We start from the raw sequence: 14,954 nt of genomic DNA on the forward strand, positions 1-14,954 counted from the left end.
TTCCTATGAGTTCATTTCTTCCAGGGCCTTCTTCCACTCCGCCCCCATCCTCCGGTCCGGGGTCGGATCCGGCATTTTTTCTACCTAAGGTGGAAGTCACCCGGGTGGGTGGATTCCTCAAGCGTTGGGGATGGCTACCGGTCGTTTTCGGGGTGCTGGGTGGCGCTCTCGCTTTCTGGATTTCCGGGAAGGTGACGAAATACTACATTTCCCATGGTTCGGTGTATGTGAGCACCGAGGCACCCCGGATTTCTGAGATTCAGGCGGCGACGACAGAGGAGTCCCGCGATCTGGAGCAAATGCAGTCGGTTGAGCAGGGAATGCTTTCCAACATGCTTTTGATGCAGGTGTCGGATCGGCTGGCTCTGGCCAAGGATCCATCTTTTGCGCCGAAAGCGACGACCGATGCTCAGAGGCTGGAGGTGCTCTCGCATCGTCTTCAAGTCGCGTTGCGGCGTGGGACTCGGCTCATCGACATTACGGTTGAGGACCCGGACCCGGTGCGGGCACAGCAAATCGTTACGGCGGTGAAGGAGGAATATGAATCCCTGAGCACGGAGCGGCAGGAGGCGATCCTGCAGGAAATGATTGAAGGGCTGCATGCCGAGGAGTCGCGCCTGCAGATGAAGATGGAGGCGTCCGAAGGCGCGGTGACGGCATTCCGGGAAGCGCATCCGGTACCTGGACTGGACGGCGAAGCAGGGGCTGCTTCGGCGGGCGATGAATGGTCGATTTTGGCTGCTCGGCTTTCGGAGGCGAAGGCAGAGAGGATGCGCTTGGAGGCGGAGCGGGATGCATTCGCGCGATTGGATCCGGAAGATCCTAATGCTCTAGCGGGGTTGCCTGCGAGTGGATCGACGGAAGAGGTAGGTGCTCTTGTTCGGGAAGTGAGGGAGAAGGAGCTGGAGTTTGCGAGGGTCAAAGAGCGCTATCTTTACAAGCACCCTGAATTCAAGCGAGCTGAAGCGGAACTCATCGACACCCGGAACAATCTGAAAACTGCGATGGCGACGGCGGCTGAGGCGATCGGCAATCGGTATCGGATCGCCACGGAGAATGAGAACAAGCTGAGCCGAGAGGTGGCCTCAGCGCGGAGTCAAACGGTCGATGTCGAGGGCCTGCGTGCGGAATTCTCTCGCTTGAAGCAACAGGCATCGAATGACCGGGAGCTTTATGATCAGGTTTCTCGACAGCTTCGCGAAGCGCATTTGGCTGGGTCGGTTCCAGCATCGGTCTTGAGTTGGCGGGACCAACCGACGGTTCCTGAGAAGCCATCTCGACCTCGCAAGGCGTTGATGCTCGGAGTGGGGTCTGTCTTGGCTTTTGGCTTCGGTCTGGTGATCGCGGTGGGATTGGAGTTGGGCGATACTAGGGTGCGTGGAGCAGCTGGAGTGATGCGCGCGACCGGGGTGCCGATGCTTGGCGAACTTCCGGTAGGCGACGAGCGTTCGGGTGCTGTGGTGCTTTCGGACCCGCAATCTTCATTGGCGGATGCCTTTCGACGCTTGCGGGTGGTGCTGGCTCCGCGGAGTCAGGATGACCGACTGCACACCATTTTGTTCGCGACAGCGAAGCCGGGAGAAGGCGCATCTTTCTGTGCGGTGAATCACGCGGTATCGCTGGCCGTGGAGGGCCACCGGACCTTGTTGATCGATGCGGATCTGCGGACTCCGGGTCTCAGCCGGGATTTCCTCAAAGAGCGGGCGGGTCATTTGGGTCTTGGCGGATACCTCGACGGTAAGGCCACGGCAGCGGATGCCTGTGTGCGCACTTCGGTGCCCGCGCTCTATCTGATTTCGTCCGGCGAGATGCGCGCCGACGCACCGGAGTTGTTGTCGCGAACTCGCTTTGCGGCCTTGATTGAGGAAGCTGGCAATTGGTTTGACCGGATCGTGATCGATGCCCCTGCAGTGCTGGGATCGCCGGATGCGCAGATCCTTTCGCGTTGTGCTGACCGCACCTGCCTTGTTGTTGGACGTGAGGGCGGAGATCGACGTGAGCTGCGGGAAGCCGCCCGCCATCTTCGTTCCTCCGGAGGCAATCTGGTTGGCTTCGTTTGGAATGAACGAGTCGTGGCGCGAGGCGATGCTCCGTCATTGACCGTACTTCGTGAAGGGCTGGGTCATGGCTCAGCCTCGGATATGATCATTTCGCCCCAATCCCGGACTTCAACTTGACTTTGCGGCCCGTTCGCAGATCATTCCCCTGTTCACCGCACCCCCGGTGAATTCCTGGTTTACCCCAACCAGCTGTCACCCCCCATCACCCCCACATGAATCCCGCGACCGCCCCCGAGTCGTGCGAGGCTTCTGTCCCCCAAGGAAGCCCGCCTGATGCCCGTCAGCGTCTTTTCACGCTGCGTCACCGCCATCGTACCTGGATGGCGCACCAAAAATTGGTAGCCCTGAGTTTTCTGGGAGATGCCTCAATGGTCATCTTCAGTTTGCTGGGAGCCTATTTGATCCGCTTTGAAACCCGGATGCGTGGTGTCGGTGTGCTCGATCACGCGATTGGCCTGCGCGATTATGCTGGGCACGTGTTGCTGGGTGCGGTGCTGATGATTTTCCTATTGGCGAACTTCCGTGCACACGATCCGCGGAACTTTCTGAATTTCCGCCGGACCTTGCTGGTGGTTTTCAAATCCGTGGCCTTGTGGTTTGGGTTGTTCCTGAGCTTGGCGCTGTTGTTGAAGATCGACCCGCCGATCAGCCGCATTTACTGCATGGTAGGTGCGGGCATGGCGTGGCTGTCGCTGAGCCTTTGGCGCTGGGTGCTTTACTGTCTTCTGCGTCGCGAACCGATTGCCTCAGCTCTGCGCCAGAAGGTGGTGTTTGTGGGGTGGAACGATGATTGTGAGGTGACGGCTCGGCGATTTGCCGACGGCCGTGCTCATGCCTTCCAAGTGCTCGGTCGCATTGTCACGGGTGAGGATGCTTCCCTTCCGAGCGATGTTCCGGTTCTGGGATCGATCGATGATGCGCGGCATGTGCTGCGTGAGTCGGGTGCTGATGTGGTGATGGCGGTTGATGGTGCGCTGGATCGGGCGCAGATGATCGAACTCGCGGAGACCTGTGGGAAAGAGTTCCTGGATTTCAAATTGGTGCCGAGTTGTTTCCAAGTTCTGGTATCTGGCTTGCAGCTGGAGACGGTGCATGGCGTGCCGGTGCTGGGTGTGGGACAACTTCCACTGCACCATGCGATGAACAATGCCCTCAAACGGGCGGTGGACATTGTGGGGGCATTGGTGGGCCTGGCACTTTCGGCGCCGGTGATGGCGGCCTTTGCGGCAATGGTTTATTTCGAAAGTCGCGGACCTGTGATTTACCGTCAGCGGCGTATCGGCCTCAATGGCATGCCCTTTGAGATCCTCAAGATCCGCAGCATGAAGTTGGATGCAGAATCCACCGGGGCTCCGGGATGGACGGTGGCCAATGATCCCCGTCGCCTCAAGGTGGGGGCTTTCATGCGAGCTTGGAACATCGACGAACTGCCGCAATTCTGGAACGTCTTGCGTGGCGAGATGAGCTTGGTGGGTCCTCGGCCGGAGCGGCCGGAACTGATCGAGGGCTTCAAGGAAGACATTCGCTACTACAATGTCCGTCACAACGTGAAACCCGGAGTGACGGGTTGGGCGCAAGTGAATGGCCTGCGTGGGGATACCTGCCTGCGGGAACGCGTGAAGTTCGACTTGGACTACATCGAGAACTGGAATCTCTGGCTCGACGTCCAGATCATGGCGCTGACTTTCTTCAAGCGAAAGGGCGCGTGCTGATCGTGGCTTTTCACCTGCTTGCGGATGCCTATGCTCGAAGCCGTGCAGCCATCTGAGGCCATTGAAGCCGGTGCCCGGCGGGATTCATCGATTCGCCGGGCCGTGCTGACGTCCTTCCTTTCCAAAGGGGGGACGTTTCTCCTTCAGTTGGTGGCCTTGCCCGCGGCATTGCGGGTGATGGGACGGGAGGAATTCGGGATCTTTGGTGCGGTGAGCACGGCATTGGCGACGGTGCACCTGTTGGAGATCGGGATTGGTCCGGCTTTGGCTCATGGTATTTCCAAGGCCGGAGCCACGGGGGATCGAGCTTTGCAGCAGCGCCTGGCATCCACGGCGTTTTTTCTGGTTTTGGGGATTGCTTGGATCGCTGGTCTGGCGGCGGCGGGAGTGTTGATGAGCTTTTCGGTGCCGACCTTGTTTGGCCCTGATTTTGCAGGCAGTGAAGGGGTGATGCGGCCGGCTTTGTGGTTGGGGTTGGGGCTGTTTCTGGCGATGGTGGTTCTGAATCTCACGGAGCGTTTGCGGGAAGGATTGCTGGAAGTGGCCCATTCCAACACGTGGGGAGCGGCTGGAAATTTGTTGGCGGCAGGAGCGGTGGGTGCCGTGGTGTGGGTGAGGCCGGAGGTGTGGCTTTTGGTGCTGGCCGTGCATGGTTCAATGGTGGTGGCAAAGGTGGCGAACACCTGGAGTCTTTGGCGAGGGCACCCGGATGTGAGGCCCAGGCGGAGGGCGTTTGATCGAGGATTGCTGCGTCATTTGATCGGGGATGGAGCTGCATTCGCGACCTGCTCGTTGCTGGTGGGTTTTGTTGAATCCAATGGCTGCACCTGGCTTGTGGGGCGGCATGGCGGACCGGAGCAGGTGGCGCTGTATATGATCTTTGTTCAGCTCAGTGTGATGCAGCTGGGCTTTGTGATGATGGTGAGCACGCCGACGTGGCCGGCGGTTGCGGAGGCCTTGGCGCGGGGCGATCGAGAATGGGCGGCTCGGGCAGCGAAGCGACTCTATCGGCTCGGCTGCGGATTCGCCCTGGCGGCGGCGGTGGGCTGGGTGAGTGTGGGGCCTTGGCTGATTTCGCTGTGGTTGGGTGATGAGTTTGCGAGGCTGCCGCGCAGTTTGATGGCGGCGTTCGGGTTCTACTTCATGGCGCATACATGGAGGCACTTGAATCACGTCCTGATGATTGGTTCGGGTCAGGTGAAATCCTTGGCGAGGATTCAGTTGGCGGAAACCTCACTGGTGGCGCTCTTGGCATGGGGAGGGCTGCATTTTGGCGGTGTGGCCGGCATGTTGACGGCGATGGGGGTGGGGATTGCGATGGTGACAGGGTGGCTGCTTCCGCTGCGAGTGCGGCGAGTCTTGGGGTGATCGCGCTTCGAGGCTTGCCACGGGTGGTTGGGCCATCCAAGGGATTCGCTTGATGAGTGATGACTTCTGGACTCCTGCGCTGCGACGAAGCTATGGCTGTCCCAAGCTTGGTGATGGCGGGTGGGAGGAGATCCCTTGGAGCGAAAATTTTGTCGATATCACCGGCCGTGCCGAGCGGGCGCCACGCTTTCGCACGCGGATGAAGATCGCGTGGGACGAGACCTACCTGCACTTTCGTGCAGAAATGGAGGAGCCGCATGTTTGGGGAACGATCACGCAGAAGAATGAGGTGATCTTCCATGACAATGATTTTGAGATCTTTCTCGATCCGGACTGTGATGGGCGGAACTACTACGAGTTTGAGATGAATGCCCTGGGCACTCTCTGGGAGTTGTCGTTGCCGGTTCCTTATGCGCAGGGAGGAATCCCGGTGTTAGGTTGCAATATCGAAGGCTTGGTGGCGGAGGCCGTGGTGGATGGGACCGTCAACGATCCTGGCGATGAGGATCGAGGCTGGGAGGCACGGGTCTCCATCCCGTGGGAGGGACTGGCTCCCTATCGAGGGGGGCGAAAGGGTCCTCCAGAAACCGGCGAATGTTGGAGGGCGAATTTTTCGCGGGTGCAGTGGCAGCATGAGATTGTCGACGGGAGCTACGTTCGAATTCCTCCCCATGGAGCGGATCTGGGCATTGGATTGAATCCGGAAGAGCAACATCATCCTGAAGACAACTGGGTGTGGAGTCCGCAAGGGGTCGTGAATATGCACTGGCCCGAGCGTTGGGGTGAGCTGAGGTTTGAATGAATCCAGGGAACCTGCCGTATTGCCTCCATGCAGCTTGCCGCCATCGATTGGTGCATCATCGGACTCTACCTGCTGATCGCTTTGGGGATCGGCATCGCGTGTCGGAAGAGGGCCAGTGAGAACTCGGAAGAATACTACCTCGCCGGGCGAAAGTTGCCGTGGTGGGCATTGGGGACATCGATGGTGGCGACGACCTTTGCTGCGGACACTCCTTTGGCGATCACGGAGATGTCGCGGATGAAGGGAATTTGGGAGAACTGGTTTTGGTGGAATTGGTTGCTCTACGGGTTGCTGGCGGTGTTCTTATTTTCGAGATTGTGGCGACGGGCGGAGGTTTTGACGGAGAATGAGCTATTGGAAATGCGTTACTCCGGGCGGCCGGCAGCCTTTTTGAGGTTCTTCAAGGCGGGGTATTTTGCGCTGCTCTACAATTTCATCGTTCTCGGCTGGGTGATCAACGGCATGTCATCCGTGCTGACGGTGATGTTAGGAAATGGTGAGCCCTTGGCCTTCGAGATCGCGGGATGGTCAGTGCAGTGGGACTTTCGGGAGGTGATGGTGTGGGTATTGGTGGGGATTTCGACGCTCTACGCTTTGTTGTCCGGTTTCTGGGGCGTGGTGGTGACCGATGTGATTCAGTTTTTCATCGCGATGGCGGGTGCAGTGGTGCTCGCGGTGGTGGCGGTGAACCAAGTGGGAGGGATTGATGGGTTGATGGAAGGTTTGGATACGACCTTCGCGGCGAAGGCGCAGGCGGCCCAAGTGCAGTTGGAAGCGAGCCGGGAGGCGGGGGCGACGCCCGAGGTGGTGGCCGCACTGCAGGGTGCCTACGAACAGATGCCGAAATCGGCGGCGGAGGCAATCAGTGTGGTGCCGGTAGTGCCGACCGATGTTTCGTGGTTTTCATTCGAGTTTCTCAACTCTCAGTTTTTCCAGTTCCTGGTCTTGATTCTGGTGATGTGGTGGTCGAATCATGCCACGGATGGCGGAGGCTATCTGATCCAGCGCACCATGGCGGCGCGCAATGAACGACATGCCTTGGCGGCGAATTTGTGGTACAATTTCGCGAACTATGCCCTGCGTACTTGGCCGTGGATCTTGGTGGCGCTCGTCTCCGTGGTGTTGTTTCCGGATCTGGCCGGGCACCCGATGGGGGAGAAAGCGGGATACTCGCTTGTGATGAACCAGTTGTTGGGCCCTGGCTTGAAAGGGCTGCTGATCGTGAGTTTCCTCGCGGCATTCATGTCGACGGTGGATACTCACTTGAATTGGGGTTCCTCCTATCTTGTTCACGACATCTACCGGCGATTTGTTCAGCCGAATCGAGGCGAGCGTCACTATGTGGTGGCGGGGCAGTTGGCGACGGTGGGGCTGATTGTGGTGGCGGCTGTCATTGCTCGCAACATGGGGAGCATTGAAAAGGCTTGGAAGTTCGTGATGGCGATGGGCAGCGGCATCGGGCTGGTTTTGATCCTTCGGTGGTTCTGGTGGCGGATCAACGCCTGGTCGGAGATCTCAGCGTTGGCGGTGTCCTTCCTGGCGACTTGTGGATTTGAGGTGCTGGCGGCAGTGCAGACGATGCGTGGAGGTGAGGCCTATGTTCTTTTCGGTCGGGACCCGGTGATCGCCGGGCATCCATTTCCATTTCATCTCCAGCTTCTGGTGGTGGTGGGTGTCTCGGTGGTGGCCTGGTTGGGAGTCACCTTCGCGACTCCTCCGGAACCTTCAGAGCAGCTTCGGGCATTCTATCAGAAGGTGCGGCCAGGAGGTTGGTGGCGGGACTTGGCAGAGATCGGCGGCGAGCGAGATCGGGAGGTGACGCGGCACTTTTTGCCCAATTTTTTTGCGGGGATGGCGCTGATTTGGGGAGGGATGTTCTTCATCGGCTACACCCTGTTGAAGCAATGGGAATGGGCGGTGCCCTCAGGGTTGGCGATGGTGGCAGGGTTTGCCTGGATTTGGTTTGCGGTGCTCCGCAAGGAGGCCTCGTAAAAGGAAAGGAATTGGGCCCCTCCGCCGTCCCGCTTCCAGCGGGGGACCGGAAGCGGGAGTTCGGGGGTTTCAGTGGATACGGGTTGCATCTCCTGCTCTGACCGGCCTTCGGGGAAAATCGAAGGAAGGTTCGCGGCGGTCTGCTGGGGAAAAGCGTCTCGGGTCTTGGGCTCAATCTGGGGGAATCCAAGGGAGTCCGCTTTCGATTCGGCAGGTGTTGAAGACGGCTCGATATTTAACTGAAATTGATGATCTGGCGATTACGTCTTCGCGGCTCCCAGAAAATCAGGGATTGGTGGGCGTGAGAGAGCGCACGTAGTCGATGAGAGCGGAGAGTTCTTCTTCACTCAGCCGATCTTGGAAGCTGGGCATGGCCGGGGCAAAACCGGCGGCAATTTTGGCCTGGGGGGTGAGAATGGATTCACGCAGGTAGGATTCGTCGATCAGGACTGTGGTGCCATCTGCGAGCGCCTGCTGGGTGCCGTAGATCCCGTGGAGTGAAGGCGCAATCTGGGCCACTCCTTGCATATGGCACGAGCCGCAAGCCATCGCTTCGAAGACTTGACGGCCGTGGGTGATCTCGGGGTTCACCGGGGAAGTGGAAGGTCGGTGAATGAGGGCGGCGACGATGGCGGTGGCACTGACCACGAGTGCTGTGAGGATGATCCACCATGCACGGAAGTGCAGGCGAGCATTCATCAGCGCTTTGACGGCGACGAGAGTGAGAATGGTGACCAAGAGAATCGGCACACGCAGGTCGGCGGCATGGAGGCGGGGGAAATGGGCGCTCAGCATCAGAAAGAGCACCGGAAAGGTCAGGTGATGATTGTGTAGCGAGCGGGATTTGGCTCGTTTGCCGAAACTGGGGTCGTGAGGTTGTCCGGATTCCAGGGCTCGCATGAAGCGGTGCTGATTGCCCATGATGTGGACGAAGACATTGGCGGTCATCCAAGTGGCCATCATGGCACCGATTTGGAGGTAGAGAGCTCGTCCGTTGAAATAGTGGCCGTAGAATTCAGCTGCGGCAGCGATGCCGACGAAGGTGCCGATGGCACCGGTCCAGAGGTTTTTTCCCAGGGGGGAGCGCCAGAGGAGGTCGTAGTAGATCCACCCGATGACGAGTCCTGCGAGACTGAGACCGGCGGATGCGGGTCCACTGAGGTCTGAGCGAGTGGCATCCGCGAGGGTCGAGCCGTCCCGGTAGAAGAGCACGCAGAGGAGGCTGAATCCCGTCAACCACGTGGTGTAGGATTGCCACTTGAACCAGTAGAGCGGCACGGGTATCGCGCCGGGACGAAGGATGCGTTTCTCGAGGTGAAACACACCGCCTCCGTGGAGCATGTCGAGATGCCCGATGAGATCATCATCCGGAGCGCCGGATCTGCGAGCGATCAATCGCAACTCCATCCAAGTGAAAAGGAGGGAATTCCCGATCCACATGATCGCTGCCACCACGTGAGCGAATCTCAAGAGGATGGCGGCGATTTCGGAAAAACCTGATTCCATGGCATTCTCCTAGCAGGAGGTGTGCTAGGATCAAGATCCTGAGTGGATGGCGTCGCCCAATCGCAGCGCGGCGATGTCATGGATTTGACGGAGAGCTTCGAGGATTTCCGAGTCACGGTCGTGTTTGAGTCTCTGCCGGAATGCGGCGAGGACCGAGTCCCGGGAGTGCTTACGAGCGCAGATGATGAAGGGAAATCCGAAGCGTTCGCGGTAGCGGGCGTTCAGTTCGGAAAAGAGAAGGTATTCTTGGTCGGACAGTTGATCGAGTCCAAGCCCGGCCTGTTCTCGGGTGCTTTCTGCGGTGAGGTTGCCTGCGCGGGCGAGTTTGCCCGCGAGGTCAGGGTGGGCTTGAATGAGAGTCATTTGCCGCGCAAGGGGAGCGGCGTCGACCGTTTCGCGCAGGGTTTGTTGTAGGGAGGGGAGATTGGGGAAGGGTCGGAAAGGCAAGGCCGCGGAGGCAACCCAAGGGGAGTGCTCGTAGATGCCTCCCATGACATCGAGGAAGGCTTCTGGAGAAAGCTCATTGAGGGCATCGAGGGTCATATCGATCTTTCTGCCGAGATGGTAGAGGGACCGCAATCTCGGAAAAGTGGATTGTTTTGCTGTGGCGGCGTGGCGACGATGGGGGCATGGATGTTTGGCTGGCGATTGCCGAAGCCCGAAAGTCGGGAATGCCCATGGTGGTCGTCACCGTGATCTCAGCGCGCGGCAGTGTGCCTGGGGAGCTTGGCGGCAAGGCTCTGGTGAGCCGATGGGGATTGACTGCGGGGAACTTGGGAGGAGGGAAAGTCGAAGCCCGAGCCGTGGCTCATGCGATGAAGATGTTGGAGGAGGGTGGCGTTTGCGAATCGGTGATCTGGAATCTGCAACGGGACATCGGCATGACCTGTGGCGGCGAAATGGGTTTCTTGTTTGAGAACGTGGCTGCGAGTGAGAACTGGTCGATCGTGGTTTTCGGTGCCGGACACGTCGGGGCGGCCTTGGTTCGACTATTGAACACTCTCCGATGTACGGTGGATCTGGTGGATCCCCGCGAGGAGTGGCTTGCGGCGGTGCCGGACGGTGCGCGCCTGAGGAAACATCGTGTGGATCGCTTTGAAGATGGTGTGCGCTTGGTGCGAAACGGGAGTTTTGTCGTTTGTGTGACCAAGGGGCACGCCAGTGATCGGCCTGTGTTGCGGGAGGTGGCCAAGTCGGGCGTTGATTGGTCCTTCGTCGGAGTGATTGGCAGTGCTTCGAAGCGTGCTGTGTTGTGGAAGGAATTGCGGGACGAGGGGGTGGAAGATGCGTTCTTGGAGAAACTGGAGTGTCCTTTGGGACTTCCCATCGGGGGCAATGATCCGGCAGAGATTGCGGTCAGTATTGTGGCGCGCCTGTTGCAGGTCAGGGGGTGAGGTTAGGGTTTTCCCTGCCAGGCGATGAGGCCGCGTTCTTCGGCGGTGCCAGGAATGGTGTTGTCGAGAATCAAGGCCATGATCGCCCCCACGGACATGCCGGACAGTCCGATGGAAGTGAGGATATCTCCCAGCCATTTGGCACGGCCGTCGAGCAGCGGGTGTTCGAGAGCTCGGAAGTATTCCGGAAGGGAGAGCCCCATGAATAGCGAGAAACCGATGATGAAGAGATTGCGGGCCGAGTTGAGATCGACGAACTGAAGATTGCTGAGTCCGACGGAGGCGATCATGCCGAACATGACGCAGTACATTCCGCCAACGATGGGTTGGGGAATGGTGGAAAAGAGTGCGCCGAATTTTCCGAAGACGGCGAGAATCAGCATGAAGCCCGCGCCGCATTGCACGACCCGCCGGGATCCGACTTTGGTGAGGCCGATGGCGCCGATGTTTTCCGAGTAGGAAGTGGTCCCATTTCCGGAGCCAAAGATGCCGGCGATGAAGCAACCGATGCCCTCGAAGCCAATCCCACGGTTGACTTGGCGCGCTGTGGGGATCGGGGCGCCTGACAAACGGGCACAAGCGTAGTAGTCGCCCACGGATTCGATGACGGAGGCGATGTAGCCAGCGAGCATCCCCACGATCGCCGTGATGGTGAAATGGGGAGGGCCCCACTGGAAGGGATAGGGAACGCGCAACCAAGGGGCGTCGGAGACTTTTGAAAAATCGGTGAATGCCGGGTGACCGGGACCAAACCAACCCACTTCGGTGCCGAGAATGCAGGCGGCCCAAGCACCGACGATTCCCAGCAAGACAGGATACATGCTGAAGGCTCGATGGACTTTCCGAAGATACTGGCTGAACGCGATGATCAAGCCAATGGCGAGGCCTCCGATCGGCCAGAAGGCCCCAGCTCCCGAGCGCGTGGCCCCGAATTGGAATAGCGCCAGGCCGATGAGCGCGATGGTGGGGGCGATCACGACCGGAGAGACGAAGCGTAAAAGAAGTCCTACAGCGCCCGTGAAGCCCAGCAGTATCTCAAAGATGGACCCAGCGATGACGGCTCCCTGAACGTGCTGCATGCGAACTTCGAAGCCGGCCTCGGCCAGGCCGGCCATGCTGCAGATGGCGATGGTAGGGGCAAGGAAAGAGAAGGTTCCGCCCTGAATGATGGGCAAACGGTTGCCGAAGGTGGTTTGCAACAGGGTGGCAATGCCAGATACGAAGAAAATCGTACCAATGAGCTGACCCACCTGGCCGGGGGATGCCCCAAGGGCATCGGCAAGAATGAAGGGGATCGCGACGGTCGACCCAAACATCGTGAGATAGTGCTGAAAACCGAGCGGGATCGACTCGCGCAATGGTGGTTTGTCTTCGATGCCGTAGGTTAGTTGAGGAGGTTGCGACGACATGGGAAAAACAGGCATAGCCATCTGGCAGGGTTTCTGCTCAAATGTCAGGGTTCAACTTATCGCCCGGAACTCGTTCCGGGCGAGCTACCTGATGCAGAAATCATGCCCACGCTTTCCACGACCGTTGACGGACTTCATCTCCCCAATCCATTTGTCATCGGATCGGGGCCTCCAGGGACCAATCTCAAAGTGATTCAGCGTGCCTTCAAGGAGGGCTGGGGAGCGGTGATCGCCAAGACCATCAGCCTCGATGCTTCGAAGGTGGTGAATGTGGGTCCCCGATACGCGAAGTTGAAATCGGCAGATGGGAATGAGGTGATCGGCTGGGAGAACATTGAACTCATCAGTGATCGGCCGTTTGAAAAGTGGCTCGATGAGTTCAAAGAGTGCAAGGACAGCTATCCGGATGGAGTGTTGATCGCGTCGGTGATGGAGGAGTTCAACAAGGACGCCTGGTGTGAGATTATCGAGCGGTGCCAGGAAGTGGGTGTCGATGGATTTGAGCTGAACTTTTCCTGCCCGCATGGTCTGCCAGAACGCAAAATGGGGGCGGCGATGGGACAAGATCCCGCGATTCTCGAGGAGGTATGTGGATGGGTGAATGAGGTCGCGAAGATTCCCGTGTGGGCCAAGATGACCCCGAATGTGACTCACATTGAAGATCCAGGTCGGGCGGCCCTGCGTGCCGGGTGCGAGGGGTTGGCAGCAATCAATACGATCCGCTCGGTGATGGGCGTGGATTTGGAGACTTTAAGGCCAGAACCCACGGTGGAGGGTTTCACGACGCCTGGCGGGTATTCGAGCAAGGCGGTGAAACCGATTGCGTTGCGGATGGTGATGGAATTGGCGACGATGATTCGGAAGGAGTTTCCCGGGAAATCCCTCTCGGCCATCGGGGGTGTGGAAAGTGGTTGGGATGCGGCTCAGTTTATCCTCCTCGGAGGGGATACCGTGCAGGTGTGCACGGGGGTGATGAAGTTTGGATATCCGGTTGTGCAGCGTTTCTGTGATGAGCTGCTGGAGTTCATGGAGTCGAAGGGCTTCGAGACCCTGGACGATTTCAAGGGCCATAGTTTGCAGTATTTCACGACCCACGCCGAGTTGGTGCGGATGCAAACGGAGCGCAAGGCGAAGGAGGCGGCCAAGAAAGCGGGAATGGTGACCGCGGACGGCGATTGGGATGGAGATGATTTCGTGAAACAGTCGGATGGGCTCGCCCGCAATTGATATGGAGCTGCTCCCGAATTTGATCGGCGGTCAATGGCGGACGCCGAACGTGCGAGAGACCTCTCCTGTCATGAATCCTTCGCGGGGCGAAAGCCTTACGGCGGTTCCGATGTCGTCAGCGGCAGAAGTCGAAGAAGCCGTTGCCGAGGCACTCAAGGCATTTCCCGATTGGCGAGAAACGCCGCCGAACGACCGTGCGCAGGTGATGTTTCGGCTCAAGGCCATGCTCGAAGATGAGTTCGAGGAGCTGGCCATGGGGATTTGCCAAGAGCACGGCAAGACCCTGGTGGAAGCACGCGGGGATCTGCGTCGGGGCATCGAAATGGTGGAGTATGCCTGCGGGGCTCCCACGCTGCTGATGGGGGAAAGTCTTGAGAACATCGCACGCGGCATCGATTGCCACACCGACCGCATTCCACTGGGGGTGGTGGCGGGCATCTGTCCATTCAATTTCCCCGCTCTGGTGCCGATGTGGATGTGGCCCTTGGCGCTGGTGTGCGGCAATTGTTTCATCCTCAAGCCGAGTGAAAAGGTGCCGCTGACGATGCAGCGGATCGCTGGGATGATGAAGAAGGCGGGGCTTCCCGACGGGGTGTTTTCGATCGTTCACGGTGGGCGTGAGGTGGTCGATGCATTGCTGGAGCATCCTGGGGTCGCGGCGGTGTCTTTTGTGGGATCGACGCCAGTGGCCGAAGCGGTCTATCAGAAGGGCTGTCTCCACGGAAAGCGGGTCCAGGCGGCAGGAGGAGCAAAGAATTTTCTGGTGATTTTGCCGGATGCCGATGTCGCGGCGACGGCCTCGGCGCTGCGTGACAGCGCCTTTGGCTGTGCAGGCGAGCGCTGCATGGCGGGGTCCGTGGCGGTGGCGGTGGGTGAGGCGGGCGAGCGGGTGCTCCCCGCGTTGGTGGACATTCTCGGCTCGATGAGGATTGGTCCCACTGATACGGCCGACCAACCTGACATGGGTGCGCTGATCACTGGGGCCCATCGCGACCGGGTGAAAGAGCTGATTTCACTGGGTGAAGCCAAAGGTGGGAAGGTGCTTGCCGATGGACGTTCGGTGCGCGTGGACGATGCTCCGGGCGGCTACTACGTTGGTCCGACGATCATCGACGGTGTCGACTACGGGAACGACTTATCAACGACGGAGGTTTTTGGGCCGGTGCTGAGTGTGATGAGGGCTCGGACGCTGGATGATGCGATCGCGGCCGCGAACCGGCAGTCATTTGGCAACGGAGCGTGTTTGTTTACCACGTCGGGGAAGGCGGCCCGGGAGTTCAGGCACCGGGTGTCGGCTGGGATGGTGGGCATCAATGTCGGCGTGCCGGCGCCGCTTGCCTACTTTCCGTTCACCGGTTGGAACCGGAGCTTTTTCGGTGATCTTCACATGCAGGGCCGTGAAGGCGTGCTTTTCTACACCAAACAAAAGACGACCACGGTGCGCTGGTTCAGCTTCGGCGAGGGCGACATCTGGGTGAAGTAAT

The 14,954-nt window shown here is 59.2% G+C and carries 11 protein-coding genes; 8 read left to right on the forward strand and 3 right to left on the reverse strand.

Annotated features, from left to right (window positions below):
- The first annotated feature begins 5 nt into the window (after window positions 1-5).
- The 5 genes from HNR46_RS08430 to HNR46_RS08450 all read left to right on the forward strand — a co-directional run bounded on the left by HNR46_RS08430 (window position 6) and on the right by HNR46_RS08450 (window position 7,934).
- Window positions 6-2,177 (forward strand): GumC family protein, encoded by a 2,172-nt coding sequence (locus tag HNR46_RS08430; RefSeq protein ID WP_184017731.1) that lies wholly within the window; start codon window positions 6-8, stop codon window positions 2,175-2,177.
- Between the two features lie 203 nt (window positions 2,178-2,380).
- Window positions 2,381-3,772 carry a sugar transferase gene (locus tag HNR46_RS08435; RefSeq protein WP_184017733.1) on the forward strand — a complete coding sequence of 464 codons (1,392 nt, stop codon included), beginning with the start codon at window positions 2,381-2,383 and terminating at the stop codon, window positions 3,770-3,772.
- A 24-nt stretch (window positions 3,773-3,796) separates the two neighbouring features.
- Entirely contained in the window at window positions 3,797-5,140 is a 1,344-nt protein-coding gene (locus HNR46_RS08440) for a lipopolysaccharide biosynthesis protein (protein WP_184017735.1), read from the forward strand.
- A gap of 52 nt (window positions 5,141-5,192) precedes the next feature.
- On the forward strand, window positions 5,193-5,942 hold the full coding sequence (locus HNR46_RS08445; protein ID WP_184017737.1) for a carbohydrate-binding family 9-like protein: 750 nt from the start codon (window positions 5,193-5,195) through the stop codon (window positions 5,940-5,942).
- 27 nt (window positions 5,943-5,969) lie between these two features.
- The gene (locus HNR46_RS08450; protein ID WP_184017739.1) at window positions 5,970-7,934 is read left to right on the forward strand and encodes a sodium:solute symporter family protein; all 1,965 of its coding nucleotides are present in this window, start codon (window positions 5,970-5,972) and stop codon (window positions 7,932-7,934) included.
- A gap of 285 nt (window positions 7,935-8,219) precedes the next feature.
- Here HNR46_RS08450 and HNR46_RS08455 read toward each other — a convergent pair whose 3' ends face one another.
- Complete coding sequence (locus HNR46_RS08455; RefSeq protein ID WP_184017741.1) at window positions 8,220-9,440, reverse strand: urate hydroxylase PuuD; 1,221 nt, start codon at window positions 9,438-9,440, stop codon at window positions 8,220-8,222.
- Between the two features lie 30 nt (window positions 9,441-9,470).
- Window positions 9,471-9,983 carry a 2-oxo-4-hydroxy-4-carboxy-5-ureidoimidazoline decarboxylase gene (gene uraD / locus HNR46_RS08460; RefSeq protein ID WP_184017744.1) on the reverse strand — a complete coding sequence of 171 codons (513 nt, stop codon included), beginning with the start codon at window positions 9,981-9,983 and terminating at the stop codon, window positions 9,471-9,473.
- Between the two features lie 86 nt (window positions 9,984-10,069).
- On the opposite strand from uraD, the gene xdhC reads away from it, so the two are divergent.
- Window positions 10,070-10,834: a xanthine dehydrogenase accessory protein XdhC gene (gene xdhC / locus HNR46_RS08465; protein WP_184017746.1), complete on the forward strand. Its 765-nt coding sequence runs from the start codon at window positions 10,070-10,072 to the stop codon at window positions 10,832-10,834.
- 2 nt (window positions 10,835-10,836) lie between these two features.
- Here the strand turns inward: xdhC and HNR46_RS08470 are convergent, their stop codons facing one another.
- Complete coding sequence (locus tag HNR46_RS08470; RefSeq protein ID WP_184017748.1) at window positions 10,837-12,243, reverse strand: uracil-xanthine permease family protein; 1,407 nt, start codon at window positions 12,241-12,243, stop codon at window positions 10,837-10,839.
- A 102-nt stretch (window positions 12,244-12,345) separates the two neighbouring features.
- On the opposite strand from HNR46_RS08470, the gene preA reads away from it, so the two are divergent.
- Window positions 12,346-13,470: an NAD-dependent dihydropyrimidine dehydrogenase subunit PreA gene (preA, locus tag HNR46_RS08475; protein ID WP_184017750.1), complete on the forward strand. Its 1,125-nt coding sequence runs from the start codon at window positions 12,346-12,348 to the stop codon at window positions 13,468-13,470.
- A gap of 1 nt (window position 13,471) precedes the next feature.
- On the forward strand, window positions 13,472-14,953 hold the full coding sequence (locus tag HNR46_RS08480) for a CoA-acylating methylmalonate-semialdehyde dehydrogenase (RefSeq protein WP_221285088.1): 1,482 nt from the start codon (window positions 13,472-13,474) through the stop codon (window positions 14,951-14,953).
- The last annotated feature ends 1 nt before the right edge of the window (window position 14,954 follow it).

The organism is Haloferula luteola (assembly GCF_014201715.1).
Lineage (GTDB): Bacteria > Verrucomicrobiota > Verrucomicrobiia > Verrucomicrobiales > Akkermansiaceae > Haloferula > Haloferula luteola.

Coding starts and splice junctions, on each gene's coding strand:
- HNR46_RS08430 (WP_184017731.1), top strand. CDS start 6: ATGAGTTCATTTCTTCCAGGGCCTTCTTCCACTCCGCCCCCATCCTCC.
- HNR46_RS08435 (WP_184017733.1), top strand. CDS start 2,381: ATGGCGCACCAAAAATTGGTAGCCCTGAGTTTTCTGGGAGATGCCTCA.
- HNR46_RS08440 (WP_184017735.1), top strand. CDS start 3,797: ATGCCTATGCTCGAAGCCGTGCAGCCATCTGAGGCCATTGAAGCCGGT.
- HNR46_RS08445 (WP_184017737.1), top strand. CDS start 5,193: ATGAGTGATGACTTCTGGACTCCTGCGCTGCGACGAAGCTATGGCTGT.
- HNR46_RS08450 (WP_184017739.1), top strand. CDS start 5,970: ATGCAGCTTGCCGCCATCGATTGGTGCATCATCGGACTCTACCTGCTG.
- HNR46_RS08455 (WP_184017741.1), bottom strand. CDS start 9,440: ATGGAATCAGGTTTTTCCGAAATCGCCGCCATCCTCTTGAGATTCGCT.
- uraD (WP_184017744.1), bottom strand. CDS start 9,983: ATGACCCTCGATGCCCTCAATGAGCTTTCTCCAGAAGCCTTCCTCGAT.
- xdhC (WP_184017746.1), top strand. CDS start 10,070: ATGGATGTTTGGCTGGCGATTGCCGAAGCCCGAAAGTCGGGAATGCCC.
- HNR46_RS08470 (WP_184017748.1), bottom strand. CDS start 12,243: ATGTCGTCGCAACCTCCTCAACTAACCTACGGCATCGAAGACAAACCA.
- preA (WP_184017750.1), top strand. CDS start 12,346: ATGCCCACGCTTTCCACGACCGTTGACGGACTTCATCTCCCCAATCCA.
- HNR46_RS08480 (WP_221285088.1), top strand. CDS start 13,472: ATGGAGCTGCTCCCGAATTTGATCGGCGGTCAATGGCGGACGCCGAAC.